The organism is Rhizobium leguminosarum (assembly GCF_004123835.1).
In the GTDB taxonomy this organism is placed as follows: Bacteria; Pseudomonadota; Alphaproteobacteria; order Rhizobiales; family Rhizobiaceae; genus Rhizobium; species Rhizobium leguminosarum_M.
Window position 1 is genome coordinate 144,938 of the sequence record NZ_MZMU01000010.1, and the last position, 24,549, is coordinate 169,486.

At 60.7% G+C, this 24,549-nt stretch carries 24 protein-coding genes; 13 read left to right on the forward strand and 11 right to left on the reverse strand.

Features of this window, described 5'->3' with window-relative positions:
* Positions 1 to 57 precede the first annotated feature (57 nt).
* From B5P46_RS14130 to B5P46_RS14145, 4 genes are all read left to right on the forward strand, one after another.
* On the forward strand, positions 58 to 1,263 hold the full coding sequence (locus B5P46_RS14130) for an ABC transporter substrate-binding protein (RefSeq protein WP_129419460.1): 1,206 nt from the start codon (positions 58 to 60) through the stop codon (positions 1,261 to 1,263).
* Between the two features lie 191 nt (positions 1,264 to 1,454).
* The gene (locus tag B5P46_RS14135; protein ID WP_164986491.1) at positions 1,455 to 2,588 is read left to right on the forward strand and encodes an ABC transporter ATP-binding protein; all 1,134 of its coding nucleotides are present in this window, start codon (positions 1,455 to 1,457) and stop codon (positions 2,586 to 2,588) included.
* Between the two features lie 166 nt (positions 2,589 to 2,754).
* Entirely contained in the window at positions 2,755 to 3,132 is a 378-nt protein-coding gene (locus tag B5P46_RS14140) for a VOC family protein (RefSeq protein WP_129419201.1), read from the forward strand.
* A gap of 19 nt (positions 3,133 to 3,151) precedes the next feature.
* Positions 3,152 to 4,045, forward strand: a complete 894-nt coding sequence (locus B5P46_RS14145) for an arginase family protein (RefSeq protein ID WP_129419202.1) — start codon at positions 3,152 to 3,154, stop codon at positions 4,043 to 4,045.
* Between the two features lie 75 nt (positions 4,046 to 4,120).
* On the opposite strand, the gene B5P46_RS14150 is transcribed toward B5P46_RS14145, so the two are convergent.
* The 5 genes from B5P46_RS14150 to B5P46_RS14170 all read right to left on the reverse strand — a co-directional run bounded on the left by B5P46_RS14150 (position 4,121) and on the right by B5P46_RS14170 (position 8,429).
* Positions 4,121 to 4,624, reverse strand: a complete 504-nt coding sequence (locus B5P46_RS14150) for an SRPBCC family protein (RefSeq protein ID WP_129419203.1) — start codon at positions 4,622 to 4,624, stop codon at positions 4,121 to 4,123.
* Positions 4,608 to 4,964, reverse strand: coding sequence for an ArsR/SmtB family transcription factor (locus tag B5P46_RS14155; protein ID WP_129419204.1), 357 nt, complete (start codon positions 4,962 to 4,964; stop codon positions 4,608 to 4,610). The genes B5P46_RS14150 and B5P46_RS14155 overlap by 17 nt, the downstream gene beginning before the upstream one ends.
* Before the next feature lie 375 nt (positions 4,965 to 5,339).
* Complete coding sequence (locus B5P46_RS14160; protein WP_129419205.1) at positions 5,340 to 6,440, reverse strand: D-TA family PLP-dependent enzyme; 1,101 nt, start codon at positions 6,438 to 6,440, stop codon at positions 5,340 to 5,342.
* Complete coding sequence (locus B5P46_RS14165) at positions 6,441 to 7,916, reverse strand: M81 family metallopeptidase (RefSeq protein ID WP_129419206.1); 1,476 nt, start codon at positions 7,914 to 7,916, stop codon at positions 6,441 to 6,443. It abuts the gene before it with no gap.
* A 30-nt stretch (positions 7,917 to 7,946) separates the two neighbouring features.
* Positions 7,947 to 8,429 (reverse strand): hypothetical protein, encoded by a 483-nt coding sequence (locus B5P46_RS14170; RefSeq protein ID WP_129419207.1) that lies wholly within the window; start codon positions 8,427 to 8,429, stop codon positions 7,947 to 7,949.
* A gap of 111 nt (positions 8,430 to 8,540) precedes the next feature.
* On the opposite strand from B5P46_RS14170, the gene B5P46_RS14175 reads away from it, so the two are divergent.
* The 5 genes from B5P46_RS14175 (at position 8,541) to B5P46_RS14195 (ending at position 13,279) form a co-directional block, all read left to right on the forward strand.
* A complete protein-coding gene (locus B5P46_RS14175) occupies positions 8,541 to 8,930 on the forward strand; it encodes a RidA family protein (protein WP_129419208.1) in 390 nt (129 codons plus the stop codon).
* Between the two features lie 21 nt (positions 8,931 to 8,951).
* The gene (locus B5P46_RS14180; RefSeq protein ID WP_113547747.1) at positions 8,952 to 9,815 is read left to right on the forward strand and encodes a MurR/RpiR family transcriptional regulator; all 864 of its coding nucleotides are present in this window, start codon (positions 8,952 to 8,954) and stop codon (positions 9,813 to 9,815) included.
* A gap of 25 nt (positions 9,816 to 9,840) precedes the next feature.
* Positions 9,841 to 10,617, forward strand: coding sequence for an SDR family oxidoreductase (locus B5P46_RS14185; RefSeq protein WP_129419209.1), 777 nt, complete (start codon positions 9,841 to 9,843; stop codon positions 10,615 to 10,617).
* A gap of 163 nt (positions 10,618 to 10,780) precedes the next feature.
* A complete protein-coding gene (locus tag B5P46_RS14190) occupies positions 10,781 to 11,980 on the forward strand; it encodes an MFS transporter (protein ID WP_129419210.1) in 1,200 nt (399 codons plus the stop codon).
* 96 nt (positions 11,981 to 12,076) lie between these two features.
* The gene (locus B5P46_RS14195; protein ID WP_129419211.1) at positions 12,077 to 13,279 is read left to right on the forward strand and encodes an ROK family transcriptional regulator; all 1,203 of its coding nucleotides are present in this window, start codon (positions 12,077 to 12,079) and stop codon (positions 13,277 to 13,279) included.
* A 35-nt stretch (positions 13,280 to 13,314) separates the two neighbouring features.
* On the opposite strand, the gene B5P46_RS14200 is transcribed toward B5P46_RS14195, so the two are convergent.
* Positions 13,315 to 14,229: a DMT family transporter gene (locus B5P46_RS14200; RefSeq protein ID WP_129419212.1), complete on the reverse strand. Its 915-nt coding sequence runs from the start codon at positions 14,227 to 14,229 to the stop codon at positions 13,315 to 13,317.
* A 276-nt stretch (positions 14,230 to 14,505) separates the two neighbouring features.
* Here B5P46_RS14200 and B5P46_RS14205 point away from each other — a divergent pair, with 276 nt between their 5' ends.
* Positions 14,506 to 15,246: a helix-turn-helix domain-containing protein gene (locus B5P46_RS14205; protein ID WP_129419213.1), complete on the forward strand. Its 741-nt coding sequence runs from the start codon at positions 14,506 to 14,508 to the stop codon at positions 15,244 to 15,246.
* Positions 15,247 to 15,352: 106 nt separating this feature from the next.
* Here the strand turns inward: B5P46_RS14205 and B5P46_RS14210 are convergent, their stop codons facing one another.
* Complete coding sequence (locus B5P46_RS14210; RefSeq protein ID WP_129419214.1) at positions 15,353 to 16,354, reverse strand: NADP-dependent oxidoreductase; 1,002 nt, start codon at positions 16,352 to 16,354, stop codon at positions 15,353 to 15,355.
* 50 nt (positions 16,355 to 16,404) lie between these two features.
* Complete coding sequence (locus tag B5P46_RS14215) at positions 16,405 to 17,220, reverse strand: oxidoreductase (protein WP_129419215.1); 816 nt, start codon at positions 17,218 to 17,220, stop codon at positions 16,405 to 16,407.
* Positions 17,221 to 17,310: 90 nt separating this feature from the next.
* On the opposite strand from B5P46_RS14215, the gene B5P46_RS14220 reads away from it, so the two are divergent.
* Complete coding sequence (locus tag B5P46_RS14220) at positions 17,311 to 17,787, forward strand: winged helix-turn-helix transcriptional regulator (protein WP_028741853.1); 477 nt, start codon at positions 17,311 to 17,313, stop codon at positions 17,785 to 17,787.
* Positions 17,788 to 17,872: 85 nt separating this feature from the next.
* On the opposite strand, the gene B5P46_RS14225 is transcribed toward B5P46_RS14220, so the two are convergent.
* Complete coding sequence (locus B5P46_RS14225) at positions 17,873 to 19,894, reverse strand: beta-N-acetylhexosaminidase (RefSeq protein ID WP_129419216.1); 2,022 nt, start codon at positions 19,892 to 19,894, stop codon at positions 17,873 to 17,875.
* A gap of 589 nt (positions 19,895 to 20,483) precedes the next feature.
* Here B5P46_RS14225 and B5P46_RS14235 point away from each other — a divergent pair.
* Positions 20,484 to 21,392, forward strand: coding sequence for a flagellin (locus B5P46_RS14235; protein ID WP_105009554.1), 909 nt, complete (start codon positions 20,484 to 20,486; stop codon positions 21,390 to 21,392).
* 267 nt (positions 21,393 to 21,659) lie between these two features.
* Positions 21,660 to 23,201: a DHA2 family efflux MFS transporter permease subunit gene (locus B5P46_RS14240; protein WP_129419218.1), complete on the forward strand. Its 1,542-nt coding sequence runs from the start codon at positions 21,660 to 21,662 to the stop codon at positions 23,199 to 23,201.
* A gap of 140 nt (positions 23,202 to 23,341) precedes the next feature.
* On the opposite strand, the gene B5P46_RS14245 is transcribed toward B5P46_RS14240, so the two are convergent.
* Together B5P46_RS14245 and B5P46_RS14250 are read right to left on the reverse strand one after the other, a co-directional pair.
* Positions 23,342 to 23,599 (reverse strand): hypothetical protein, encoded by a 258-nt coding sequence (locus B5P46_RS14245; protein WP_129419219.1) that lies wholly within the window; start codon positions 23,597 to 23,599, stop codon positions 23,342 to 23,344.
* 47 nt (positions 23,600 to 23,646) lie between these two features.
* Entirely contained in the window at positions 23,647 to 24,435 is a 789-nt protein-coding gene (locus B5P46_RS14250; protein WP_129419220.1) for a DNA polymerase III subunit epsilon, read from the reverse strand.
* Between the last annotated feature and the right edge of the window lie 114 nt (positions 24,436 to 24,549).

The following is a 24,549-nucleotide window of genomic DNA, read 5'->3' on the forward strand; positions in this document are numbered from 1 at the left end:
AACAGCTAACACAAGAATGGGAGTCACGACGTGAGCATATCAATCAAGACAGGCCTTATGGCGCTCGCTCTGCTCGGTTCGACGGCACTGACCGCCGTCACTGCCCAGGCGGCCGACAAGGAAATCAGCTGGATCTATTGCGGCGACACGATCGACCCGGTCCACACCAAATACATCAAGCAGTGGGAAGAAAAGAACACGGGCTGGAAGGTCGCCCCTGAGGTCGTCGGATGGGCACAGTGCCAGGACAAGGCAACGACGCTCGCTGCCGCCGGCACGCCGGTGGCGATGGCCTATGTCGGCTCGCGCACGCTGAAGGAATTCGCGCAGAACGACCTTATCGTTCCGGTGCCGATGACGGATGACGAGAAGAAGACCTACTATCCGAACATCGTCAACACTGTGACCTTCGAGGGCACTCAGTGGGGCGTTCCGATCGCGTTCTCCACCAAGGCGCTCTACTGGAACAAGGATCTTTTCAAGCAGGCCGGCCTCGATCCCGAAACGCCGCCGAAGACCTGGGCTGAAGAAATCGAGATGGCAAAGACCATCAAGGAAAAGACCGGCATTCCGGGCTTCGGTCTCTCCGCCAAGACCTTCGACAACACGATGCACCAGTTCATGCATTGGGTTTACACCAACAACGGCACGGTGATCGATGCCGACGGCAAAGTTACGCTCGACAGCCCGCAGATTCTCGCCGCGCTGAAGGCCTATAAGGATATCGTCCCCTACTCCGAAGAAGGCCCGACCGCCTACGAGCAGAACGAAGTCCGCGCCATCTTCCTCGACGGCAAGGTGGCGATGATCCAGGCAGGCTCGGGTGCAGCCGACCGCTTGAAGGCGACGAAGATCAGCTGGGGTATCACGACGCTGCCGCTTGGCCCCGACGCCAAGGGTCCCGGCACGCTGCTGATCACCGACAGCCTGGCGATCTTCAAGGGTTCGGGTGTCGAGGACAAGGCGACGGAATTTGCCAAGTTCATCACCTCGCCGGATGTGCAGTCCGAATACGAATTGCAGGGCGGCGCCGGCCTCACCCCGCTGCGTCCGTCTGCAAAGGTCGATGAATTCGTCGCTAAGGATCCTTACTGGAAGCCGCTCATCGACGGCATCAGCTACGGCGGTCCCGAGCCGCTCTTCACCGACTACAAGGGCTTCCAGAACTCGATGATCGAGATGATCCAGTCCGTGGTGACGGGCAAGGCCGAGCCGGAGGCCGCACTCAAGAAGGCCGCCGGCGAAGTCGAGGCGTTCAAGTAAGCCTCTTGGAACCTTTGGGATCGCGGAAGGCAACAGCCCGCGATCCCTCCTGTAGCGCCGCATGTCTTTTCGCAGTGCGGCGCTGTAACACCTTGAATTGCCGCATGATTCCTTAGATCGAATCCGATTTAAGGAACTATGCAGTCACGATGATCGAATGTGCGACGAAGGCCGCCGGCGGAGACAGATTTTTGGGACAGCTCCTTCTCAACAAAGTTCAGAAGTTCTATGGCGACTACGAAGTTCTGAAGGGCGTGCAGCTCGATGTGAAGAACGGCGAATTCGTCGTCTTCGTCGGGCCTTCAGGCTGCGGCAAATCCACCCTGCTGCGCATGATTGCCGGTCTCGACGCGACGACGGCGGGCGACATCGTCATCGATGGTGTCAGGGTCAATGATCTGCCGCCGGTCAAGCGCGGCATCGCCATGGTGTTCCAGTCTTACGCGCTTTATCCGCACATGACTGTTTTCGAGAACATCGCCTTCCCGCTTCGGGTCGAAAGGATGGAAGAGGAAAAGCTCAAGGCCAAGGTGGAAAACGCGGCGCGCATCCTTCACCTCGAACAGCGGCTGCAGCAGAAACCCGGCATGTTATCCGGCGGCCAGCGCCAGCGCGTCGCGATCGGCCGCGCCATCGTGCGCGAACCGAAGATATTCCTGTTCGACGAGCCACTTTCCAACCTCGACGCAGCACTGCGCGCCGACATGCGCATCGAGCTTGCCAAGCTGCACAGGCAGTTGAAGGCGACGATGATCTATGTGACGCACGACCAGGTCGAGGCGATGACCATGGCCGATCGTATCGTCGTGCTGGATTCCGGCGATATCTCCCAGACGGGCGCGCCGCTGGAGCTTTATCACAAGCCCGCAAACCAGTTTGTCGCCGGCTTCATCGGCAATCCGAAAATGAATTTTCTTCCCGTAACCTGCAAGGGCGTCAGCGCCAATGGCGTCGAGGTGGATTATCAAGGCCAGACAGCCGTTCTTCCCGTGACGCCGCGCGACGGCATGGCCGACAAGGCTTTGACGCTCGGTATCCGGCCGGAGCATATCCAGCTTGGCGGCGGCGATATCGTCTTTACCGTGACCCCGACAGTCATCGAGCGCCTCGGGGCAAATACGGTCGCCTACGCCTCGCTCAACGGAGAGTCCGAGAATTTCTGCGCCATGCTGCCGGGCAGCGTTGGCATCCGTGCGGACGCGCCGGTCGCGACCGGCATCAATGCCGCAGATTGCCACCTCTTCGACGAGGCGGGCATAGCTTTCGAGCGGCGGGTTGAGCTGACCGAAATCGATATGAACGTGATCAACCCGACGGCGGCTTGAACCGGCCGCCTCCGTGTCGGAGTTCGTCCGGGGGATATGGCAGCATTGCGTCCTCGTGTCGGTCGTCGGTGCCACCTGCTTTAGTTTCCGAACAAACAACGGTTGGCTTTGAGGGAACAATGATTCAAAAGCTGCCGTTAGGGGGACAAAGCTAACGGAGGTAGTTGTGATCCACCATGTCTCGGTTGGGACGAATGATGTTGCGCGTTCGAAGCGTTTCTACGATGCCGTTTTGCCCATCGTCGGCATTGTGCCGATGGCCGAGGACGAGGGTGGACTTGGCTACGGCAGTGGTACGTTTCATTTCAGCGTCCAGGTTCCGATTGATGGAAAACCAGCGACCGTGGGCAATGGCACTCATATCGCCTTTGCTGTCGAGGACCGTTCGATGGTCAATCGATTTTACGCAGCAGCACTAAAATATGGTGGCAGCGACGATGGCGCTCCGGGGCTGCGGCCGAACTATGATGCGAACTATTATGGAGCGTTCGTCCGCGATCCGGACGGTCACAAGATCGAGGTCGTGACCTACTCCGCAAAATGACTCGCTAACGGAGGCGCGCATGTCGACCCTTCCCTATGCAATTCTCGAAGCCCCCTCTACACTGGGCTTGGCGACCGACGGTGTGGAGCACTTGCCCGACCAACTCTTGGGTCTCGGGCTTGCGGAGCGCATCCATGCGCACCGAACCGAGCGGCTGGCGGTGCCTCCGAAGGACCCTATGCCCGATCCCGAGACCGGTATCCTGAATGCCAGGGCAATTGCGGCGTGGTCGCCCAAGCTTGCCGACGCGGTGGAAGCGGTGCTTGACGCGGGCGAATTTCCGGTTGTACTCGGCGGCGATTGCACGATCCTAATGGGCTCGATGCTCGCGTTTCGACGGCGCGGCCGCTACGGCCTGTTCTTCATCGACGGCAACGCTGATTTCTTTCAGCCCGAGGCGGAACCCAATAGTGAGGGCGCCTCGATGGATCTTGCCTTCGTCACCGGCCACGGCCCGTCGCTCCTGACCGACATCGAAGGTCGCGGTCCTTTGGTCCGTCCCGAAGACGCCGTCGCGTTCGCATATCGCGATCATAAGGATCAGGAGGAGTACGGAAGCCAGCCGCTTCCCAAAGAGCTCAAGGCGATTGACCTTCCCGCCGTGCGCCGGGTGGGCATCGAGGCCGCCGCGCGCGAAGCGGTCGACCACTTGACGCGAGAGGAACTGGACGGCTTCTTCATCCATCTCGACGCCGATTGCCTCGACGACGTCATCATGCCGGCTGTCGATTTCCGCATGCCGGGCGGGTTGTCGTGGGACGAGTTAGGGACCGCGCTTCGGGTTGCCTTGGCGAGCGGCAAGGCAGTCGGTATCGAGATCACCATCTACAATCCGCGCCTTGATGAGGACGGCAGCGCCGGGCGCGGCCTGGCCGACGTACTAGCCGCAGCGCTCGGAACAGCAGCGCACTGAACGCTCCGGCCGGAAAGGCCGGTGGAGTCACTTCCCAAGAGCAGACGTTCCCCGAGGCGAGTTCGCCGACCCGCGCTACTCGCCTATGCTGGAAAGCAATTCGTCGAGCTGTTCCAGTTGCTCCGGCAATGCGGCCGCCCCGCCCTGCAGTGCTTCCTCAAGCGCCTCTTTGGACGGATAGACCTCGTGGAAAGTCAGTAGTGTCCTCCCGCCTTGGTCCTCGAAGGTCACGGTCGTGATCGCGCCCTCTTCGCCCTCGTCGTTGGTCCAGACGATGCGCTCGTTCGGCACCACCTCGAGATACTTGCCGTAGAAGGCCATGGTGTCCGAACCGCCGGCGCCGAATTCCAGCCGATATTTGCCGCCTGTACGGACGTCCATATCGCACGATACGAGCGAAACGCCGGGTGCCGATTTTGGCACCCACCAGCGCTGGAACAGCTCGGGCTGGCTCCACGCCCTGTAAACCGTGCTCGGCGGCGCATTGAATGTCCGCGTTACGACGAGTTCGCGATCCCCTTTGCGCTCGACTGACGTGCGGTTCTGCGCACCACCTGCACTGTCAACTTGCCGATTCATCGCTTCCCTCCCGTTTCATTTCGCTGATTATTTCGTCCAATGCTTCGAAGCGGGCCTCGAAGAGCTTGCGATGCGCCTCGATCCACTCGGCCTCCGCCTTGAGCCCGCGCTTCCCAAGCTTGCAGGTTCTCACCCGTCCGACCTTCTGCGTGACGACGAGCCCCGCCCGCTCGAGAACCTGGACGTGCTTCTTCATGCCGGTCAGCGTCATCTGGAACTTATCCGCGAGACTGGTGATCGACGCGTCCCCTCGCCCAAGCTGATCGATGATCCCGCGGCGGGTCGCATCGGACAGCGCCGCGAACGCGAGATCGAGAGGAAGAGTTACATACTGAACCATATAGTTCAGTGTCTATCTTGTTCGCGCAGGAAACGCAAGCTTCCCGAATTGTCCCAGCCTAGACTGGTCATTCGAGTCATACCGCGGCGGCAGCAAAAATCGTCTGCTGCGGGTCAAGCGGGCCTTCGAGCCGCTGATGAACGAATGTCAGCTTTCAGCGCCTGCGCCCCGAAACCAGTCCGCCGGCTACCGGCCCCAAAAGAGGACGTTTGACCGTAGAGCCTATGTCCGCGATTGGTGCAAGGAAGTCATCCGCAGCGCGCACGTCGTGCGATATCAGCGACTGCATTCGTGCTGATACCGATCGCGAGCAATCCACCGATAATTGCGGCCTTCGGCGGTCAGGGCCATTTCGCCCTCAACCGGAACCAACCCCTACCAGACGAGACCGCGGGCCGCGATATCCTCGACGCGGGTGACGATGCCGCCCCGATGGAAGACCATCGTGTCGAACAGATTGGACACCACGCAGGTGTGGTTCGGGATGATGAAGAGTTTCTCGCCGATCTGCGGCCGGGGGCCGGTGCAGTTCGACAGGTCGATCACGCCGTGTTCTTCCGAGAGGCTGCTAATCCGCGCTTGGGGATAACCGACGATCAGCCCGTAATCGCTGAAACCCTGAAGATCCGATGTCAGCGCCTTCGACCCGGCATCGATGACGGCGCGGTCGGCGTTTGGCCGTGACACGACGGTTGCCAGCACGTGCATGGCGCAATCGTCCTCGGTGCAGTGGCCCATGCGCACCATCTGGCGATCATTGTAGATATAGGTGCCGGCGCGGTGTTCCGTGGCCGAGGTGACGAGATGCGCCTCGAAGAGGCTTGGCGTTCCGCCATTGCTGATGATCGGGCAGGTTATGCCTTCCGATGTCAGATGCTCGAGCGCCTCTGTGATGAAGGCTTCCACGGCGACCGCCGATTGCGGCTTCGGATAGGTCACGATGCCACCGAAGGTGAGGCCGTCGGCAGCGGCGATGCGCTTGGCGAGTGAGGCTGCCTCCCCCGGTGTCTGCAGGCCGCAGCGGCCGCCGCCGGTATCGCATTCGACCAGTACGTTTAGCGGCTTGTGGCCGGAGAAATGCGCCGCGAGCCCGTCGACCGTCACTTCGCTGTCGGCGACGACCTTGAGGGCCGAAATCCTTTCGTTCAACTGGGCCAGCCGCTCGAGCTTTTGCGGTCCGACGATGTTGAAGGTGATGAGGATGTCCTCGAAGCCGGCTTCGGCAAAGACTTCGGCTTCCGTCACCTTCTGGCAATTGATGCCCTTGGCGCCCGCGGCGACCTGCGCGACGGCGAGAGCCGGGATCTTGTGCGTCTTGATATGCGGGCGGAAGTTCAGCCCGTGCTGATCCATATAGGATTGAACGCGGCTTATGTTTGCAGCCAGCCTGTCTTCGTCGATCACAGGACGCGGCGTCGAGAGATCGGCGATCCTGTCGCCTGCCTTGGCGACGACGGCAAACCGGTTGTCATGCATCTAGGCAGCTCCGCGTTCTGGCCCGTGTGGGTCGGCGACGATCGGCCATATGGTCTTCGGTGCCCGCCGGTACGGCGTCGTTGCCGGATTATTGGGATAAGGCGTTCCGGCGGAGCAGTAAAGGATCTCGGCCGCGATCTTCGAGAAGGATGCGAAGAAATGGTTGGTGGATTTGATCACCAGGATCTTCTGCCGGGCGGGATCGATGCCCATCGCTGAAAAGAGGCTCGGATCGAAGCTTTGAGCGCGCGTCGAATTGAGGATGATGTCGATGCCGTTGAGCACGATATGGGCGGCATCGCCGAAAGGTGCGAGGCTCTCGCCGAACTGCATCTCGGCATTCTTCACCAGCTTGACGATCTTGACGGTGCCGTCGACGGGATTGCCGGTGCCGGGCGCCGACTTGGCGCCGAAGCGCAGTGGAATTTCCGCCGCCTCGCCCGCCGCAAAACAAATCTGGACGGCCACCGGATCCCAGATGGTGCCGATCGCGGCACTCGTGACGCCGCGAGCGATCAGCTCTCCGAGGATAACAGTCGCATCCCCTGCCGTGCCGCCACCCGGATTGTCCCAGACATCGGCGATGACAACCGGCCATGCGGTGGCAGTCATTGCGCGTGAGACGGCTTTCTTCTCGTCGATCTGCGGAACCATGAAGGTGCCGCGCTTCGAAAATAGCTCAAGGCCAAGCTCACGTGCCAAAGCCGCGCCTTTTTCCGGCTTGTTATCAGTTACGACAAGCAGCTTCGTTCCCATTTCGGGAACGTCGCCCACCATGAAGCCGTGGATCACCGAGATCGACAGGATGTCCGGATCATCCTTCTCGATCTGCATGATCTTGTCGACGAAGGAACGCATGGGCTCGCGCGATGTCGGGAAGACGTCGATCATCTTGCAGTCGAATACCGACATAACAGGCTTGATCCGGCCCTCAAGCGTCTCGACCGCGATGCGCCAGAGATCCTCGGCGCGGTCGACGAAGTCCGTATGCGGAAACTCCTTGAAATAGACGGCGAAATCGAGAGCGGCGACGCGTTTTGCCGTGAGATGGCTGTGCGGATCGAGTTCGGCGCAGATGAGGACATCAGGCCCGACGATCTCGCGGATGCGCGACAGCAGATCGCCTTCGGTATCCTCGTATCCGGCGGCCACCATGGCGCCATGCAGGCCCATGACGACGGCGTCGACAGGCATTGCCGCGCGGAGTTGCCCGAGGATTTCGTCACGCAATTCCTCGTAGGTCGCCCGGTTGACGAGGCCTGCGGGATCGGCCCAGGTGGCGGTTCCCTCAATCAGTTCCCAACCCTTTTCTCGGGTGACGCGCCTTCCGACGGTGATCGGCGCGGTGCAGAGCGTTGGTGTTTCGGGATGCTGGCCGGGCGGGGCATAGAGAGAGGCTTCGAATGCGCGACGATCCACGCAGATCGGGGAAAAGGTGTTGGTCTCGGTCGCCAATGCTGCCGTGAAAATGCGCAAGAAAGTGGCCTTCGTGTTGTCGACCCCGCGTCAACCCATCGGGTTCGGCAGGTAGCCGGTGAAACCTGAGATTTTCCAGCGTCCTTGGTGAAGCCTGCAGTAATAGAGCGTCTGCCATTGCAGGACGTCCCGGGTATCGTCGGTCTTGGTAATGCCGCCGTCGAATTTCTTGCGAACGAGGGCCATTTCGCCCTCGATTTCGATATCCTCAAGCGTCGTCGTGGTGAAGATCGCCGTGCGCGCATCTTCTGCGAAACTCTGCTCGGCGAAATCCTTTGCCTGCCTCAGCCATTCCTGGCGATAGGCCGACAGCGTCGGAAATGCCAGACGCCACCTGTCGGGGCTGACCTGCTTCTGGGCATCGATACCGATAAAGCCCTCTTCGACGAAGTCATGCTCCACCATCGACCAATCGGCCGCCAGAAACGCATCGATATCGCGCGGAACGAGCATTTCCCAGATGGCATGCCGGGCGCTGTCTGACGGGAAAGGATTCTGGAATGGATCGCGCATATCAGCCCCGGATTGAAATTCTTTTCATAAACGGTGTTTTTCACTGGTCAAATTCTGCTTTCTATGGTCACTTGTCAACTTATCAAGAAAATAATTTGCAAGGACTTCAGCATGCCGATCAAGCGCTATGGCACTGTTCAAACCGGCGCCGGCGGCAAGGCGCTGCCTTTCGCACGTGCGGTCGAAGCCGACGGATGGCTGTATGTTTCCGGACAGGTTGCGATGGAAAATGGTGAAATCATCGACGGCAACATCATCGCCCAGACCCACAAGACGATCGCCAACGTCCTTTCGATCCTCGATGAAGCCGGATATGGCGTCGAGGACGTCGTGCGCGTCGGCGTCTGGCTCGATGATCCGCGCGATTTCTGGACCTTCAACAAAATCTATGAGGAGTATTTCGGCGAACATCCGCCGGCACGCGCCTGTGTGCAATCGTCGATGATGGTTGATTGCAAGGTTGAGATCGACTGCGTGGCCTATAAGAAGAAGGATAGATAGAGAACTATCGGGGGGACGGGCTTGGATATCTTTTCAACGCTGCAGGAAGACAAGGGCCGGCTCTCTCCCTCCGAGAGCCGCATCGCCGAGATCATCGTCAACGACTTCGAGTTTGCCGTGAATGCCTCGATCATCGAGCTCGCGGAACGAGCCGAGGTATCGCCGCCGACCGTCACGCGTTTTTGCCGGCGGCTCGGTTGCGAGAGCTTTTCCGACTTCAAGGTGCAGCTTGCCCGCACCGCCCATATCGGCGTTCGCTATCTGAAACCGGAATCGAAAAGCACCGATCCGGCCGATGTCGCCCAGGATATCATCACCAAGGCCCAGAACGCGCTCTTTCTCCTGCATCGGTCGCTCGATCTTGCCGCGATCGAAGCCGCCGTTTCGCATATCGCCAAGGCCGATATGATTTATGCGTTCGGGTCGGGCGGCAATTCGTCGATGATCGCCGACGAACTCCAGAACCGCCTGTTCCGTCTCGGGCTTCGCATCACGGCAAGTTCCGACCACAGCATGCAGCTGATGATGGCTGCCGCGGCAAGGCCCGGCGACGTGTTGATCGGCTCGTCCTTCTCGGGGCGCAATATGGAGTTGGTGCGCGCCTTCGAGCTTGCCCGCCAGACCAAGGTGAAGACGATCGCGCTCACCCAGACGGCCAGCCCGGTTGCCAAGGCCGCCGAAATCGTCGTGCCGATCGATCTTCCCGAGGGCCACAATATCTATCGCCCGACCTCGACGCGCATCGCCTACATCGCGACGATCGATATCCTGTCGAGCCTGGTCGCCTATGCCGTTCAACCAAAGGCGACGACCACGCTTCGGCGTATCAAGCAGCAGCTTGTCATTCACCGTGACGGCGACGACCGGCAATTGCTTGGAGATTGAGGTTCATGAACGGGAGCGACAGAAAATGACGCAGTCGATTGCCATCGTTACCGGCGCTGCAGGCGATATCGGCGCGGCGATCGCCGGACGGCTCGCCGATGACCACGACGTCGTGTTGCTCGCCGACATCGATGCCGCGGCTGCGGCTGCCGTGGCATTGAAGCTCGGGCCGGATAATCGCTTCGTCGCCGTCGAATGCGATGTAACCAGCGAAACGAGCATCGCGGAATTGGCAAAACGCGCCGCCGACATCGGCGTGGTGCGCACCCTGGTCAACAATGCGGGTGCTGCCCGCGCGACCAGCCTGCACGACACGACGCCAGCGATCTGGCGGGCGGACAATGCGCTCAATCTCGAAGCGGCATTCTTATGTTTCCGTGCATTCGAGCCGATGCTGACGGTTTCGAAGGGTTCCGTCGTCAACATCGCCTCGGTCAACGGCATGCATGTCTTCGGGCACCCGGCCTATAGCGTCGCCAAGGCAGGCCTTTTGCATTTCACCCGACTGGTCGCCGTGGAATACGGCAAGTTCGGCATCCGCTCCAACGCCGTCGCGCCCGGCACGGTGAAGACGCAGGCCTGGGAAGCACGCGCGGCAGCCAATCCGAATGTTTTCGAGGAAGCACGCCGTTGGTATCCGCTGCAGCGCGTCGTCGATCCGAAAGATGTTGCCAATGCCGTGGCCTTCCTTGCCGGTCCCCAGGCCGCAGCCATCAGCGGCGTCTGCCTGCCTGTCGATTGCGGCCTCACGGCAGGCCAGGCCGAACTCGCGCGAACCTTCTCGCAATCGGAACATTACTGAAACCTAGAGCGGTTCAACTTTTTCATGGAAGCGCAGAACCGCTCTAACTTTTTGTTTTTACGCAATTCCGGACGAAAACCGCTTCGCACTTTTCCTGGAATTGCTCTAGAGGAAGACGAGAGGAGCAGGTTGTGAAGCCGGCTTACTTCTGATCGATGACCGCATGAGCCGCCTTTTCCCCGACGTCTTCCGTAATCCGGCGATCCGCGCAAGCATGATCGCCATTTTCACCTTCGGAATGGCGGGAGCGATGACCGCACCCTATCGTTCGGTCGTAGGTATCCGCGAATTGGGCTTGAGCGACGGCCTCTATTCCTTCCTGAGTTTCGTCTCGGCGGCGGTGAACGTCGTCATCAGCATTCTCCTCGGCAATCTCGCCGACCGGCTTGGCGAGTACCGGTCGACGATGATCGGCGCCTGCCTCTTCGGCATCGTCGGCTACGGCATGGTCTACGCCTTTCCGACTGCGGCCATATTCGTCATCAGCGGGTTGCTGCCCCTGCCGATCTACGGGGCGCTGAACTCGCTGCTGTTTGCCAATGCGCGCGCGGCGATGCACGGCATGAACCGAAGCGACATGGTGACGGCCAACTCGGGCGTGCGCGCCATGATCTCGCTGTCCTGGGTGCTGATCCCAGGGATAACCGGCCTGCTGCTCTCAGGCGCATCGAGCATGCTGCCGGCCTACCTCTTTGCCAGCATCTCATGCCTGCTCTGCCAGGGGATCATCGTCTTCGCCCTGCCGAAGCGGGCGGGAACGGAGATGGCAGCAGTTCATCATCTCAGCTATCTCGGCGCGCTTCGCCAGGTGGTTTCGCCGCGCATCTCGGCGCATATCTGCGGAGTGGCGCTCATTACCAGCACGCTGCATCTCAATGACGCCCTGCTGCCGTTGATCGCCACTGGTGCTGCGCATGGCAGGCTGAGCGACGTCGGCATTCTGGTCGGCATCGTCGCATTGCTGGAGGTCGTCTTCATCATCGTCTGGTCGCGGATCGCGCGGAAGGTCGGCCAGATGATGGCGCTTGCCGCCGGTACCATCATCTATGCCGTGTTCCTCAGCCTTCTCGGCTTTGCCTCCGAGCCGTGGCACCTCTATGCGCTCACCTTGCTTGCCGGCATCGGAGCGTCGGCGATCATCACCATTCCGATCACCTATCTGCAGGATCTGATCGCCGACCGGCCGGGGCTCGGCAGTGCGCTGATCTCCGTCAATATTTTTGCCAGCGCCGGGATCGGCGCGCTGGTCTTTGCCGCCGGCACCTATTTGGCAGGCTATTCGGGAACCGCGATCCTAAGCGCTGTCACGGGATTGGCGGGGATTACGATCATCGGCCTCTTGCATAGAGGCAAAGCCCACTAGCCGGCGCCATCGGCAAAGAGGACGTGACGAAGAATCTGGCTTTCATCGGTGTTCGTCTTGTGACAAGGGTGACGCACCATTTCCTTTGAAGGCGACATGAAGGCGATATCCGGCACGAATCTCGAGCAGGCCAAGTCTCACAACCGGCGTGTGGTGATCGAGGCTGTCCGCACGAACGGTCCCTTGTCGCGCGCGGCGATCGCCCGGATGACGGCGCTGACCGCCCAGACCGTGTCGAACATCGTCGAGGAGCTGGAGAGATCGCACCTTCTCGTTCCGTCCGAGGCGCAGAAGCTGGCGCGTGGCCAGCCGATCATCCCTTACACCATCAATCCGCGCGGCGCCTATTCGATAGGCCTCGAACTTGGCCGCCAGCGCGCAAGCGGGGTCCTGACGGATCTCTCCGGCGCCGTTTGCGCGCGCATCGAGCGCCACGTCGAACATCCCGATCCGCAAACGGCGATGCCGGCTCTCCAGTCCATTGTCGAGGATCTTCAGCAGGCCTTCGCCTTCGACCGGAACAGGCTGCTCGGCGTCGGGATGGCCCTGCCCGGCCGCTATGCCGATGGCGGCACCACCTCTCTCAGCCCGCTGAACCTGCCCGGCTGGCAGGATTTTCCTGTCGGGCACGAGCTGGAACAGCGGGTAAAGGTGCCGGTGCTGGTCGAGAACGATGCGACGGCGGCCGCGATCGGCGAGCGTCTTCATGGTGTTGCCCGCGGTTTCGCCAGCTTCGTCTATCTGTTTCTCGCAGGCGGTGGTGGCATCGGCGCCGGAATGTTCCTCGATGGCCACCTCTACAAGGGCAGCCGCAACAATGCCGGCGAGATCGGGCATGTCATCGTCGAACCGCATGGCAAGCTCTGCAGCTGCGGCAAGCGCGGCTGTCTGGATCGCTACGTTTCGCCGGCCGTCGCCTACGAATTCATGGGCATTGCCAATGCCGAGGAGCTGTCGCCCGACGATCTCGATGCGCTGATCGCCAAGGGCGGCGAAGGTCTCGACGCCTGGCTGGATCAGGCCGTCCACCCGCTGCGGCAGACCGTCGATTTTCTGGAACTTGCCTTCGATCCGCAGACCATCGTGCTCGGCGGCAGCATATCGACATCGCTGATGCTTCGGCTTGCAGAGCGGCTGGAGCCGCTGCACACCCCGATCGACCCCAATCAGAAGCGGGCGGTACCTCGGGTGATGATCGGCATGACCGGCAAGGATACGGCAATCCTCGGCGCCGCCGCCCTGCCGATCTTTTCCGAAACCAATCCGCGCTTCGACGTCCTGCAAAAGCCGCTCGGCTAGCTACCTCCGCCCGGGAGATTGCCGAGGCCAGCCTCTCATCCGCCTGCGGGCAGCCTCGCATCTGACTGCGGCGGGCGACGGGCTAGAGGTCGCGCAAAGATGACCACGTTGCCGAGAAGCGTCAGCGCCAGGCCGATCAGGCCTAGGCCGGTCCAGTGGTAGCCCTCGAAGACCGTCGACAATGACAGGGCGACGATCGGGAACAGCACGGTGGCATAGGCAGCGCGTGAGGAGCCGATGCGGGACACCAGCATGAGGTAGGTGGTGAAGCCGATCACCGATCCGATTGCCGCGAGATAGAGCAGCGCGGCAAGATAGGTGATGTTGGGCGGCGCCACGATCGGCGTTTGCGTCACGGCAATCAGGAAGAGAAGAATGATCGCGCCATAGGTCATGCCCCAGGCATTGGCGGTCAGCGGTGAAATTCCGGCCGCGCTGTTTCGACGCGATGCCATGTTGCCCAGCGAGAAGAACAGCGTGCCAAGCGCTGCGAGCCCGATCCCTTTCAACGTGCCCATATCGAAATCGACGACAACGTCCTGTCCGAAAAGGAGGAGGAGCCCAGTTGCCCCGAGCGCGGCTGCGAGAAGCGTGCGGCCTGTAATGCGGTCGCCGAAGAAGAGGCGCGCATTGACGGCATTGTAGATCGTTGCGAGCGAGAAGATCACGGAGATTAGCCCGGACGGGATAGAGGCGGCGGCGTTGTAGAAGCAGATGAAATTGAGGCTGAACAGGCAGAGCGCTTGCGCAAGGATGAAAGGTTGATCGCGCAAGGCAGGGAGCTTGAGCCGCCGCATGACGGCCAGGATGGTGACCAGGATCACTGCTGCCACCGCAAATCTGTAAAAGACCGAGACCAGGACCGGCACGGGACCGACCTGCATCGCGATGGCGATCCAAGTCGTCCCCCATATGAGCACGGTGGCGATGAAAAGAGCGGCATTTGCCATGGAGTGATCCTCGTTTCCCGACCAATAGGCGAACCGTGAGCAGGCCTCTTGCAGATTCTTGCTATGAAATCGAATTGCCCGGACTTCCGGCTCGCCTTGCGGGTCGTCCGCCGGTATTGTTCGCGCGGCATGGTCAGGTGTGGGGAAGAATTGGTGAAATATAGTCACCCCTCGGTTTTCAGGTTTTTGTCCGCATCTCCCACTGCGCGGATGTCACAGTCCATCGATTTGGGGTTCGGGCGATCAGCTGCCATCTGGAGCAATGCACACGACAGGATGAGCTATCAGCGGCCGAACGGTCATACGTTCAGTCTTTATCTCAGGGGCGGCGCCGGAACGCGTCGTCTGGATGGCAGCGCCGCCGCTCGCGGCCGTCCGGGAGTGCTGTGCATCATGCCACAGGAGCACTCGTCCGAATGGGAAATCACCGACTTCTCCCAATTCGTCCATCTGTATGTTCCCGACGACCAGATGCGCCGGATGTTTGCGGAGACGTTTGACCGCGATGCTCGGCTCATGGCTCTTCCCGAAGTGACCTTCGCAGATGCACCTGCCTTGGCGCGCACGCTTCGGCAGATGACGCAAGCGATGTTGGCGGGCGGTCATCTGCTGGCTGAAGAAGCGATGACGCAAGCGATCAACGATTTCTTCGTTGATCCGCGTTATGGCGGGATGCGTCCCTGCGCGATCAGCGGCGGGCTCGCTCCTCATGTGCGGCGCCGGAGTCTGGAGTACATCGAGGCCCATCTCGGTGAGACAATCCGCTTGCAGGATCTGGCGGCGATCGGGCAGCTCAGCGCCTTTCACTTTCAGCGGATGTTCCGGGCAAGCTATGGTGTGTCCCCACATGGCTGGGTGGCTCACCGGCGTGTCGAGCGCGCCAAATCGATGTTATCAGGCATGGACCCAATAGCGCAGATCGCTTCGGCCTGCGGCTTCAGCAGCCAGAGCCACATGACACGGGCATTTAAGTTGGGCACAGGCGTCACACCCTCTACCTACCGGCAACGACAGTGAAAGCCCCTTCGCTCGACCGCACTTCTCTTTTCCGAAACCAATCCGCGCTTCGACGTCTTGCAAAAGCCGCTCGGTTTAACCGAGGGCTCTTCGGCCTTCCCAGGCCTCATTTCACCGCGATGACGACTTTGCCCTTGACGCGGCCTGTCTCCACATAGTCCAGCGCCTCGTTGGTCTTCTCGAACGGGAAGGCCCGATCGATGACGGGGCGGATGGCACCCGTCTCGATCAACGAGGTGATCTTGCCGAGTTGCGCGCCGTTTGCCGTCATGAAGAGGAAGGAATAGCCGATCCCCCGGCGTTTCGATTTCCGCCTGATGCCGAAGCTCAAGAAGCGCATGACCTGCTGCAGCAGCCAGCCGAAGCCATTTTCCCTGGCGAAATCGGGATCGGGCGGACCTGATATCGAGATCAGCTTGCCGCCCGGCTTCAACACGCTGAGCGATTTCTCCAGCGTCTCCTTGCCGAGGCTGTTCAGCACGACGTCATAGCCCTTCAGCACCTTTTCGAAGTCGTCCTTCTTGTAATCGACCACCACGTCGGCGCCGAGGCTTTTCACCAGAGCTGTGTTCGCGGTGCTCGCGGTCGTCGCCACATGAGCGCCGAGATGCTTGGCAAGCTGGATGGCGATGGTGCCGACGCCGCCGGAACCCGCATGGATCAGCACCCTCTGGCCTTTCTGCAGCTTGGCGCGCTCGACCAGCGCCTGCCATGCGGTCAGCGCCACAAGTGGAATGGATGCGGCCTCTTCCATGCCGAGATTGGCGGGCTTCAGCGCGATATCGGCAGCATCGATGGCGATATACTCGGCGAAGGTGCCGATGCGATCCTTGCCGGGACGCGCATAGACCTCGTCGCCGGGTTTGAATTGCCGGACATTGGCGCCGACCCGGACCACGACACCAGCGACATCATTGCCGAGCACCAACGGAAGCCGGTAAGGCAGGATCAGCTTGAACTCTCCGTCCCGGATCTTGGCATCCAGCGGATTCACGCTGGCGGCATGGATCTCGACCATGACGTCATTCTCGCGCAGCTGCGGTTCGGGGCTCTGGCCGAGCCTGAGGGCGCCGCCTTTCTTGTAGCGATCGATCAGGAATGCTTTCATGAGGGCGATCTTTCGTTTTTGTGATGAGCCGACAATGCGGCAAGCCAGGATCAATCGGGAAGCTTGTTGAATTTCCGAAGGCTCTTGTCGACAAAGGACTCGGGCAGGAAGCGGCGGATGAAACGCACTTGTCCTGCTGCTTTCCCGGCCGTGTAGCGTCGCTTGGGCGAGGCCGCATTGGCAGCCCGGATGACAGTTGCGGCGACCACCTCGGGCGCATCGCCTTTTGAGACGATCTCGCGCATCAGCTTCTCCGCGTCGGCGCGCACTGCATCATAGACGGCAAGTGGCCGGTCCGGGCGCGTGATGTTCTCCTCGAAGGAGGTGCGGGTGACACCCGGTTCGACGAGCACGACGCGGATGCCCTGTGTGCGCACTTCATGGTCGAGGGATTCCGAATAACCTTCGATCGCGTGTTTGGTCGCTGCGTAGAGCGCGTTGAAGGGCGCCGGGATCAGCCCAAGGATCGAGCTCAGGTTGACGATCCGGCCGCTACGCTGCCGCCGCATACTCGGCAGCACGGCATTGGTCATGCGCATCGTGCCGAAGACGTTGACGTCAAACACGGCTTTGGCCTGCGCCGTCGTCGATTCCTCGGCGCCGCCGAGCAGGCCGATCCCGGCATTGTTGACCAGAAGATCGATCCGTCCCGTGCGTTTCAGAATCTCGTCGACGACGCTCTGCACGGATTGATCGTCGATGACGTCGCAGACCAACATGATGATGCCGTCGGCGGTGTCGGCCATCGGTTTTCGGCTGGTGCCGAACACCTGGTAACCGTCGCGTAGTAAGGCCTGCGCCGTTACCAGCCCGATGCCGGAGGAAGCCCCGGTGACCAGGGCAATGCCGCGTTCTCTCTTGCTCATTGACATCTGCCTTCGTTTTTGTCGTGGAACATCCACGCGCATTCTGTTACTATCAAATCGATATCAAGTCACTACTAAAAAGATATCGACATGAAGAATCTTTCCGAACAGCCCTGCCTGATCGCCCGCAGCCTGGCGCTCGTCGGCGATGCGTGGAGCATGCTGATCATGCGCGACGCCCATGCGGGGCTGACCCGCTTCGATGAATTTCGCAAAAGCCTCGGCATCGTCCCGACAATGCTGACGGGGCGGCTGTCATCGCTGACCGAGGAAGGATTGCTGGAAAAGCGTCGCTATTCCGAGCGTCCGCCGCGCGACGAATATGTGCTGACGGAAGCCGGCCGCGACTTTCTGCCGGTGCTGTTTGCAATCGGCGCCTGGGGCCGCAAGCACCGCGGCGGCGGTGCAGTCACCCGCTTCTTCGACGCTGAGACCGGTACGGAGATCGATCCCGTCACCATCGACCGCGCAACCGGCGCGCCGATTGGGACACGTCCTATTCGTATCGCCGCACCCGAATGCGAGCTGCCCGCGGCAGATGAAGCGGCACCTGACAACGCCCTTTGAAAGCGATGTCAGTATCCTTGCCATCACCGCCTCCGGCGATGGCAAGGGTGATCCTCAAATCAAAACCCGTGGCCCGATTCGGGCGCTACGACTGCTGCAGCCCGTAGAGCAGCGGCATCAGTCCTGCGAGCGCCCTGAAACGCTCCCACGACTTGGATGACGGCTTCGTCCAGCCCGTTTCGGCAAGTGCGGAAAGGCGCGGGAAGACGAGGCGGTCGAAAACGGCACGATCCGTCATCGGCTCGGACCAGATGCAGGCCTGGATGCCGAGGAGTTTCTGTTTCTGGCTCGCCGTCCAGCCGCCGATGGGATCGAAATTGTAGAGCTTCTCGGCATCCGAAGTCCCCGCCCAGCTGGCGCCGGGCTCATCCCAGTCGGGCCTGAGCGCCATGTCGAGGTAGTAGACCTGTCCGGGGCAGACGACTATTTCGTAGCCACGCTCGGCAAGTTCGGCCGAGACCTCGACATTGCGCCAGCTGCAGAGATAGCTCTTCGACTTATCGATGACATCACCGTGGGCCGCCTCTTCCCAGCCGCCGGTGATGCAGCCCTTGCTCGCAAGGAAGCGCTGGACGCGGTTCAGGAACTCCGCCTGCAGGATTGCAGCACCCGAGCCGTGAATGTCGTCGGCGCCATGGGTATTGGTCACGACGTTCAGCCGCTTGGCATGCGCATCGGCAACCTCGTTGCCCGCCACGCTGCGCAGACGTTCGAGCGCTTCCGGCGAGCCGGACCATGCGCCAAGCGGAACCTCGTCGGCGCCGAGATGGATGGTTTTGAACGGAAAGAGTTCGATGAGTTCTAAGAGGATCGTCTCGACGATCTCATAGGTCTTCTCGCGGGCCGGATTGATGCAATTGTCGGGAAAGCCCTGAACAGAATAATAGCTGCCGACCTCGGCCGGATCGCGCAGCTCCGGTATCGCCTGCAGCATGGCATAGCAATGGCCGGGGACATCGATCTCCGGCACGATCTCCACGCCGAAGCTCTTGGCATGGGCGACGATCTCGCGGATGGCCGCCTTGGTGTAATATCCGCCGGTGCGGGCCGGGCTCGAACCGAGCAGCGGCGGAACGGCCAGACCGTGGCCGCGCCAGGCACCGACCGCGGTCAAATCAGGATAGGCGTCGATCTCGACGCGCCATGCTTCGTCGTCGGAAAGGTGCCAGTGGAAGCGGTTGAGCTTGTTCCAAGCGAGCACCGCCACCAGCTTCTTGACCTCGGCCGCGCCATAGAACTGGCGGGCGACGTCGAGATGCAGGCCGCGCCAGCCCATCGAAGGCTCATCGACGATCTCGCCTGCGGCCGGAAACTGGAAGACCTCGGGATGCAGCCTTGCACCGCGCCAGATCTGGCCGAGTGTGACGAGGCCGTAGAGGAAGCCGGTCTGGCCGCTTGCCTCGATCGTGATCGCCTCACCCTCGAAGCTCAGCCGATAGGCCTCTGGCCCGAGCCCGGCGGCGTCCTTCAGGGCAACCGGAACCGCGCCTTCCGCCTCGCTCCGCACGATGCCTTCGACGGCGAAGAGATGCTCGACTAGCGCTGCGAAACTTCTTGATGCCGCCTCCCCTTCAGCGCTCTGCGCCTGCGGCGCAAAACCGGCCGGCAGCGGCCGGCGGGAAGTGACGGTCACATGGTTCGGCCAGGGGATGATCGACACCTGAACGGGCGCATTGACAGGAACCGGATAGATCTCGGCACCACGCTTCAACGGCGCGTTGCTGACCGAAGATCGCGTCGGCTCTATGGTGAGCACGATCGTGCTGCCATCGGCCAGAGCGAGATAACCGCTCGTCGCGCCGTCCGTCCAGTGGCGGAACTGCCAGCTCAGCGCGTAGACTGATATCGTCCACGTCTCGCCGGCGCCGAGAACGAAATTGGCCGGTGGCTGGAATTCGGTGAAATTCGAGAGCCGCTGCGAAACCGTGGCGCCTTCGACGCGCCCGGCCGGATCGACACGGCCCGGGCCGCTCACGCAGAGGGAGAAATTCGAAAGCGGTTCGGCGCCGAGGTTCTTGAGGCGCAGGACGTAGGAAAATTCCTTGCCGTCTGTAGGCGGGTTCCAAAGGGTTTCAAGCCGCAGGGTTTTCGGTCGCGGTGTGGACATGGTCACTCTTTCCTCTTGAAGATCGGATCATGAGTATTCCGGCGTACTACCGGGAGCGGAATTGGGGGTAGGCATGGCGCCAGCGGCCTTTTCGCAGAAGCCCGAGGGTGTGACGTTGCCGAAGATCGCGTAGGCCAGCCTGGTCGGAGCGGTTGCTGCGGCAAAGCCGGCTCGGATGGATATGGCGCGGGGTGCATTCTTGCTCAACCTCATCCCGCGATCCCTGTGTTTTTGATGTCAATCAAATTGATTTAAGATTGATAGTCAGTTTCCCGCCGGCACGTCAATTGCCGATAGGAAATTTCTGCAGCGCCCTCCGGGTCGGCTCTCATCACACATTAACTGGGCATGGCCTTCACCGAAAAAATGGCCAGCAAATCAAGCAGCCGAGCCTTCGCATCGTATTTCTGTAAAAAATATCGCCTCGCCCCTTCGCGTTAACAATTAAGGTACTTTTAAGTACGATAATTAACCCAACGATGGCGAATTGATCTTCCGCAACACGGGTCGATAAGCATGAGGCTGCTCGCCACGGCCCGGATTCACCCGGGATGCAACACATCCACTTCATGAACGGGTCGAATTTCCCATGACGAGCATCAATACGAACAATTCAGCGATGTCTGCCCTTCAGACGCTGCGCAACATCAACTCCAGTCTCGAAACGACACAGAATAGTGTTTCCACCGGCTATCGGGTCGACACTGCATCCGACAATGCCGCTTACTGGTCGATCGCAACCACGATGCGGTCCGACAACAAGGCGCTCTCCGCCGTGTCCGACGCGCTCGGCCTCGGCGCAGCAAAAGTCGATACTGCCTATACGGCCATGGACAATGCGATCGACGTTGTCGACGAGATCAAATCCAAGCTTGTCGCAGCGACCGAGGACGGGGTCGACAAGTCCAAGGTCCAGGAAGAAATCAGTCAGCTTCAGGAACAACTGCTGAGCATTGCCCAGTCGGCGTCGTTCTCGGGTGAGAACTGGGTCGCGGGCGCGGATGGCACAAAAAGTGTCGTGTCGTCCTTCGTTCGCGACGGCTCCGGCGCCGTTTCCGTTAAAATGACGGAATACGCTCTGGATACCAGCTCCACGGGCAATGTGTTGTTCGGCATGAGCAGCGGGACGATCGATACCGCGTCCGGCATCCTCGGAACCGTGGACGCAAACGGCGATTCCGTCTATTCGCTTGATATCACCGACTTCACCACCGGTCAGATCCAGTCGGCGCTGTCGACCATCGAATCCGCACTGTCGGCAATGACCTCTGCCGGTGCGCAACTAGGTTCGATCTCGACGCGCATCGATCTGCAGGAAGACTTCGTCAGTGCGCTTTCCGATTCGATCGACTCGGGTGTGGGCCGGCTGGTCGACGCTGATATGGAGGAGGAGTCGAGCAAACTGTCTGCCTTGCAAACACAACAGCAGCTTGCGATCCAGTCGCTATCGATTGCGAATTCGTCGTCGCAGAATATCCTGTCGCTCTTCCGCAGCTAAGCGCCGGATATATAGGACGCTCGGAGCAAATCCGTTGATGATACTATCGAGCCTGGCCCACCCGGTCAGGCTCGATCGCGTTCAACTCACTCGTGCAAATTTGTGCCGGCGGGTCCCTATCCCTCCTGTCCTCATCCGAACTATGGTGTCGCGATCGGCGAAATCGCGGTTCACTTCCGAGCCATGCTGTCCGTCGTCTCGATCGCAACCACGATCGGCCTTAGTCTTCGCACCCGAGGCGGAGAACGCAGCGCGCGGGATCATCGCATGTCGGAACGACTTGAATCTGCCCGCCCTGATGAAACGCCCGCCATCGTCTGGCTCGGCTTCATGGCGATGTGCGTCGGCATGTTCATGGCGATCCTCGACGTCCAGGTGGTGGCAACATCTCTGCCGACCATCCAGTCGGCGCTCGGTATCGATCCGGATCAGATGAGCTGGATACAGACGGCCTATCTCATCGCCGAAGTGGTGGCGATCCCGCTCACCGGCTTCTTGACCCGGCTGCTGACGATGCGATGGCTGTTCGTTACCGCCATCAGCCTGTTCGTCGCAGCCTCCGCCGGCTGTGCGGCCAGCGGCAGCTTCGGCGAGTTGGTGGCCTGGCGGGTGCTTCAGGGTTTTTCCGGCGGAACGCTGATCCCCTCGGTATTTTCAGCCGTGTTCATTCTCTTTCCGAACGAGCGGCAGGCGCTGGCGACGACGATCGCCGGCGTGCTTGCGGTGCTGGCACCCACCGTCGGGCCGATCGTCGGCGGATGGCTGACGCAGACCTATTCTTGGCACTGGCTGTTTCTGATCAACATCATCCCCGGTATCGTCTCGGCAATCCTGGCGGCACGGTCCTTGCCGCGGCAGGCGACTGATCCGTCCGAACTCAGGCATCTCGACGGTCTGTCGCTCCTGCTGATGGCAACCGCGCTGACGAGCCTGGAACTCAGCCTGAAAGAGGCGCCGACGAGCGGCTGGATCTCGGCCTATGTGCTCAGCCTGCTAACCGTCTGCCTTGCATCGGGCGGCGTCTTCGTCTGGCGAACGCTTAGCCGAGACAGGCCGATCGTCGATCTCGGCAATGTCGGCGATCGAAACTTTCTCGTCGGCTCGGTTCTAAGCTTCGTGCTCGGCATCGGCCTCTTCGGTTCGGTCTATCTCATGCCGGTCTTCCTCGCTTTCATCAGGGGACACGATGCCCTTGATATCGGCGTGACGATGCTGGTCACCGGCATAGCGCAGCTGGTCACGGCACCGATCGCGGTCGCGCTGGAGAAGCGCATGGATGCGCGCCTGCTGTCGGCCGCCGGTTTCGCGCTGTTTGCGATCGGGGTCGGAATGAGCGCCTTTCAGGATCCTCGGTCGGATTACGATGCGATGTTCTGGCCACAGATCGTGCGCGGCGTCGCCATCATGTTTTGCCTGCTGCCGCCGACGCGGCTGGCGCTCGGCACTCTGCCGCCAGACCGCATTCCCGACGCGAGCGGTCTTTTCAACCTGATGCGCAATCTCGGCGGGGCCATCGGCATCGCGCTGATCGACACCATCATCTACACGCGCTCGGAACCGCTGGGACAAGTCCTCTGGACCCGTCTTCAAGCGGGAGACGTCGAGGCTGCGACATTCGTCGGCGCACCGCTTCAGACCATATCGGGGCATAGCGGCAGCTTCGATGCGGATACCACGGCGCTGCTCGATCCGCTGGTCCAGACCGCGGCAAGCGTCCAGGCAATCAACGAGGCCTGGATGGTGATTGCCATGCTGACCGGCTGCGCCCTGCTCTCAGTGCCCTTTGCCAGGCGGCCAACGTCGACGTGAAAACCAGGGTTGACGAAACCGCTCTAAAGAGAATCAATTAAGCTCCTGTAGATGAACGGTTAACTTGGCGAATGGCTTGAAATCATCAGCCGTGTCGAGCTCCATGGCCCTATCGCGCATTCGTAGCGAAATCTAACCTACTATTTCGGCTTAAAGAACCTATCGGCTTCCTTCATCGCATTCTGCGCCGAGCCGTACAGCGCGCTTACGGCATCGCGCATTTCGGCAAACGCCTGCATGGTTCGTGGCGAAATGTAATCGCCTCTCGCTTCAGCATTGAGCCGCAAAGCTCTCTCGCAATCGGCGGCAATTCTATCCAGCTCCGGGGAAACCCGATAGAGCCGTTCCAAAATGGCGTCGATGTCACCCTTGGCGCGTTCAGACATTCGTTCTGCCATCAAACCCTCACCGCTGTGTCCCTTCCCCTGCCGGAGCCGAAGAACTCCTAAAGCAGTGTTCCCTGCTCAGCTTCGTCAGCCACTTTTACGTCCGCGTCGCCACGACGGCGAAGTTCCGTCTCCGCGCTGAAGCGGACGTCGGCATCCCGATCGCAGGCGAACGCCTGCAATGCCGCAATATCCAGCCGATCCCAGCTTTTGCCACGCGCGGGGCCTGAAGGTACTCGTGGCAAAAGGCCCGGCTCGCTGCTCCATTTCACCAGTTGCTCGAAGGTGGATTCATTCAACATGTCCCGCAAATGGTGTGCGGTTACGTACGCATCGGGCATCGCGCGGTGGGCGGGAAGGCCAATCGTGTGCACCAGTCCCTCGGGCATACGCAGATACCGGAGCATCTGGTTGGAGAACCTCGGCAGTTCAGGCCACAGCCGAAGTGCGCATTTCCAAGTACATATCCAGGCCGCTCCGCCGGCAAATCTGGGGGTGCAGTAGCGCTGCTCGAAACTTGCCCTATGTGCAGCCAGTGCGATCACTCCACCTTCCGGCCGTAAGACGCTGGAGGCGATTTCTTTCCAAAAAGGTGCTGTCGCGACCTCCGCGTCCACGATGTGATGTATTGCCATCGTCTCAGGAGAGATCGGTCGCCCTGGATTTATAAGCAATGATCCGCGCTCATCATCAACCCGCCATCCCCCGTCATGGCCCAGCACGACGTCCTGCCAGCCGATCTCGCAAACATCATTCGGGCCATTCCCGGCTGTTTCGAGGTCAACGACCCGGATGCGAGATGCATGATCTACAGTTTTTGATAGGATCCCACTGCTCTCAATCAACATATTTAGCTATTTCGGCCCAGTGCCGTAAAAGTCCAGATATCACTCGGATACGATGCGACAGGCTTGCTGACGATTGTCGACACCCTAAAGCTATCACCATGGCCCATTTAAGAT

What these genes read in the sequence shown, in the direction of transcription:
- B5P46_RS14130 (WP_129419460.1), top strand. Translation starts at nt 58, where the DNA reads ATGGCGCTCGCTCTGCTCGGTTCGACGGCACTGACCGCCGTCACTGCC.
- B5P46_RS14145 (WP_129419202.1), top strand. Translation starts at nt 3,152, where the DNA reads ATGTCGACCCTTCCCTATGCAATTCTCGAAGCCCCCTCTACACTGGGC.
- B5P46_RS14150 (WP_129419203.1), bottom strand. Translation starts at nt 4,624, where the DNA reads ATGAATCGGCAAGTTGACAGTGCAGGTGGTGCGCAGAACCGCACGTCA.
- B5P46_RS14155 (WP_129419204.1), bottom strand. Translation starts at nt 4,964, where the DNA reads ATGGTTCAGTATGTAACTCTTCCTCTCGATCTCGCGTTCGCGGCGCTG.
- B5P46_RS14160 (WP_129419205.1), bottom strand. Translation starts at nt 6,440, where the DNA reads ATGCATGACAACCGGTTTGCCGTCGTCGCCAAGGCAGGCGACAGGATC.
- B5P46_RS14170 (WP_129419207.1), bottom strand. Translation starts at nt 8,429, where the DNA reads ATGCGCGATCCATTCCAGAATCCTTTCCCGTCAGACAGCGCCCGGCAT.
- B5P46_RS14175 (WP_129419208.1), top strand. Translation starts at nt 8,541, where the DNA reads ATGCCGATCAAGCGCTATGGCACTGTTCAAACCGGCGCCGGCGGCAAG.
- B5P46_RS14185 (WP_129419209.1), top strand. Translation starts at nt 9,841, where the DNA reads ATGACGCAGTCGATTGCCATCGTTACCGGCGCTGCAGGCGATATCGGC.
- B5P46_RS14190 (WP_129419210.1), top strand. Translation starts at nt 10,781, where the DNA reads ATGAGCCGCCTTTTCCCCGACGTCTTCCGTAATCCGGCGATCCGCGCA.
- B5P46_RS14195 (WP_129419211.1), top strand. Translation starts at nt 12,077, where the DNA reads ATGAAGGCGATATCCGGCACGAATCTCGAGCAGGCCAAGTCTCACAAC.
- B5P46_RS14200 (WP_129419212.1), bottom strand. Translation starts at nt 14,229, where the DNA reads ATGGCAAATGCCGCTCTTTTCATCGCCACCGTGCTCATATGGGGGACG.
- B5P46_RS14205 (WP_129419213.1), top strand. Translation starts at nt 14,506, where the DNA reads ATGAGCTATCAGCGGCCGAACGGTCATACGTTCAGTCTTTATCTCAGG.
- B5P46_RS14210 (WP_129419214.1), bottom strand. Translation starts at nt 16,354, where the DNA reads ATGAAAGCATTCCTGATCGATCGCTACAAGAAAGGCGGCGCCCTCAGG.
- B5P46_RS14215 (WP_129419215.1), bottom strand. Translation starts at nt 17,220, where the DNA reads ATGAGCAAGAGAGAACGCGGCATTGCCCTGGTCACCGGGGCTTCCTCC.
- B5P46_RS14220 (WP_028741853.1), top strand. Translation starts at nt 17,311, where the DNA reads ATGAAGAATCTTTCCGAACAGCCCTGCCTGATCGCCCGCAGCCTGGCG.
- B5P46_RS14225 (WP_129419216.1), bottom strand. Translation starts at nt 19,894, where the DNA reads ATGTCCACACCGCGACCGAAAACCCTGCGGCTTGAAACCCTTTGGAAC.
- B5P46_RS14235 (WP_105009554.1), top strand. Translation starts at nt 20,484, where the DNA reads ATGACGAGCATCAATACGAACAATTCAGCGATGTCTGCCCTTCAGACG.
- B5P46_RS14240 (WP_129419218.1), top strand. Translation starts at nt 21,660, where the DNA reads ATGTCGGAACGACTTGAATCTGCCCGCCCTGATGAAACGCCCGCCATC.
- B5P46_RS14245 (WP_129419219.1), bottom strand. Translation starts at nt 23,599, where the DNA reads ATGGCAGAACGAATGTCTGAACGCGCCAAGGGTGACATCGACGCCATT.
- B5P46_RS14250 (WP_129419220.1), bottom strand. Translation starts at nt 24,435, where the DNA reads ATGTTGATTGAGAGCAGTGGGATCCTATCAAAAACTGTAGATCATGCA.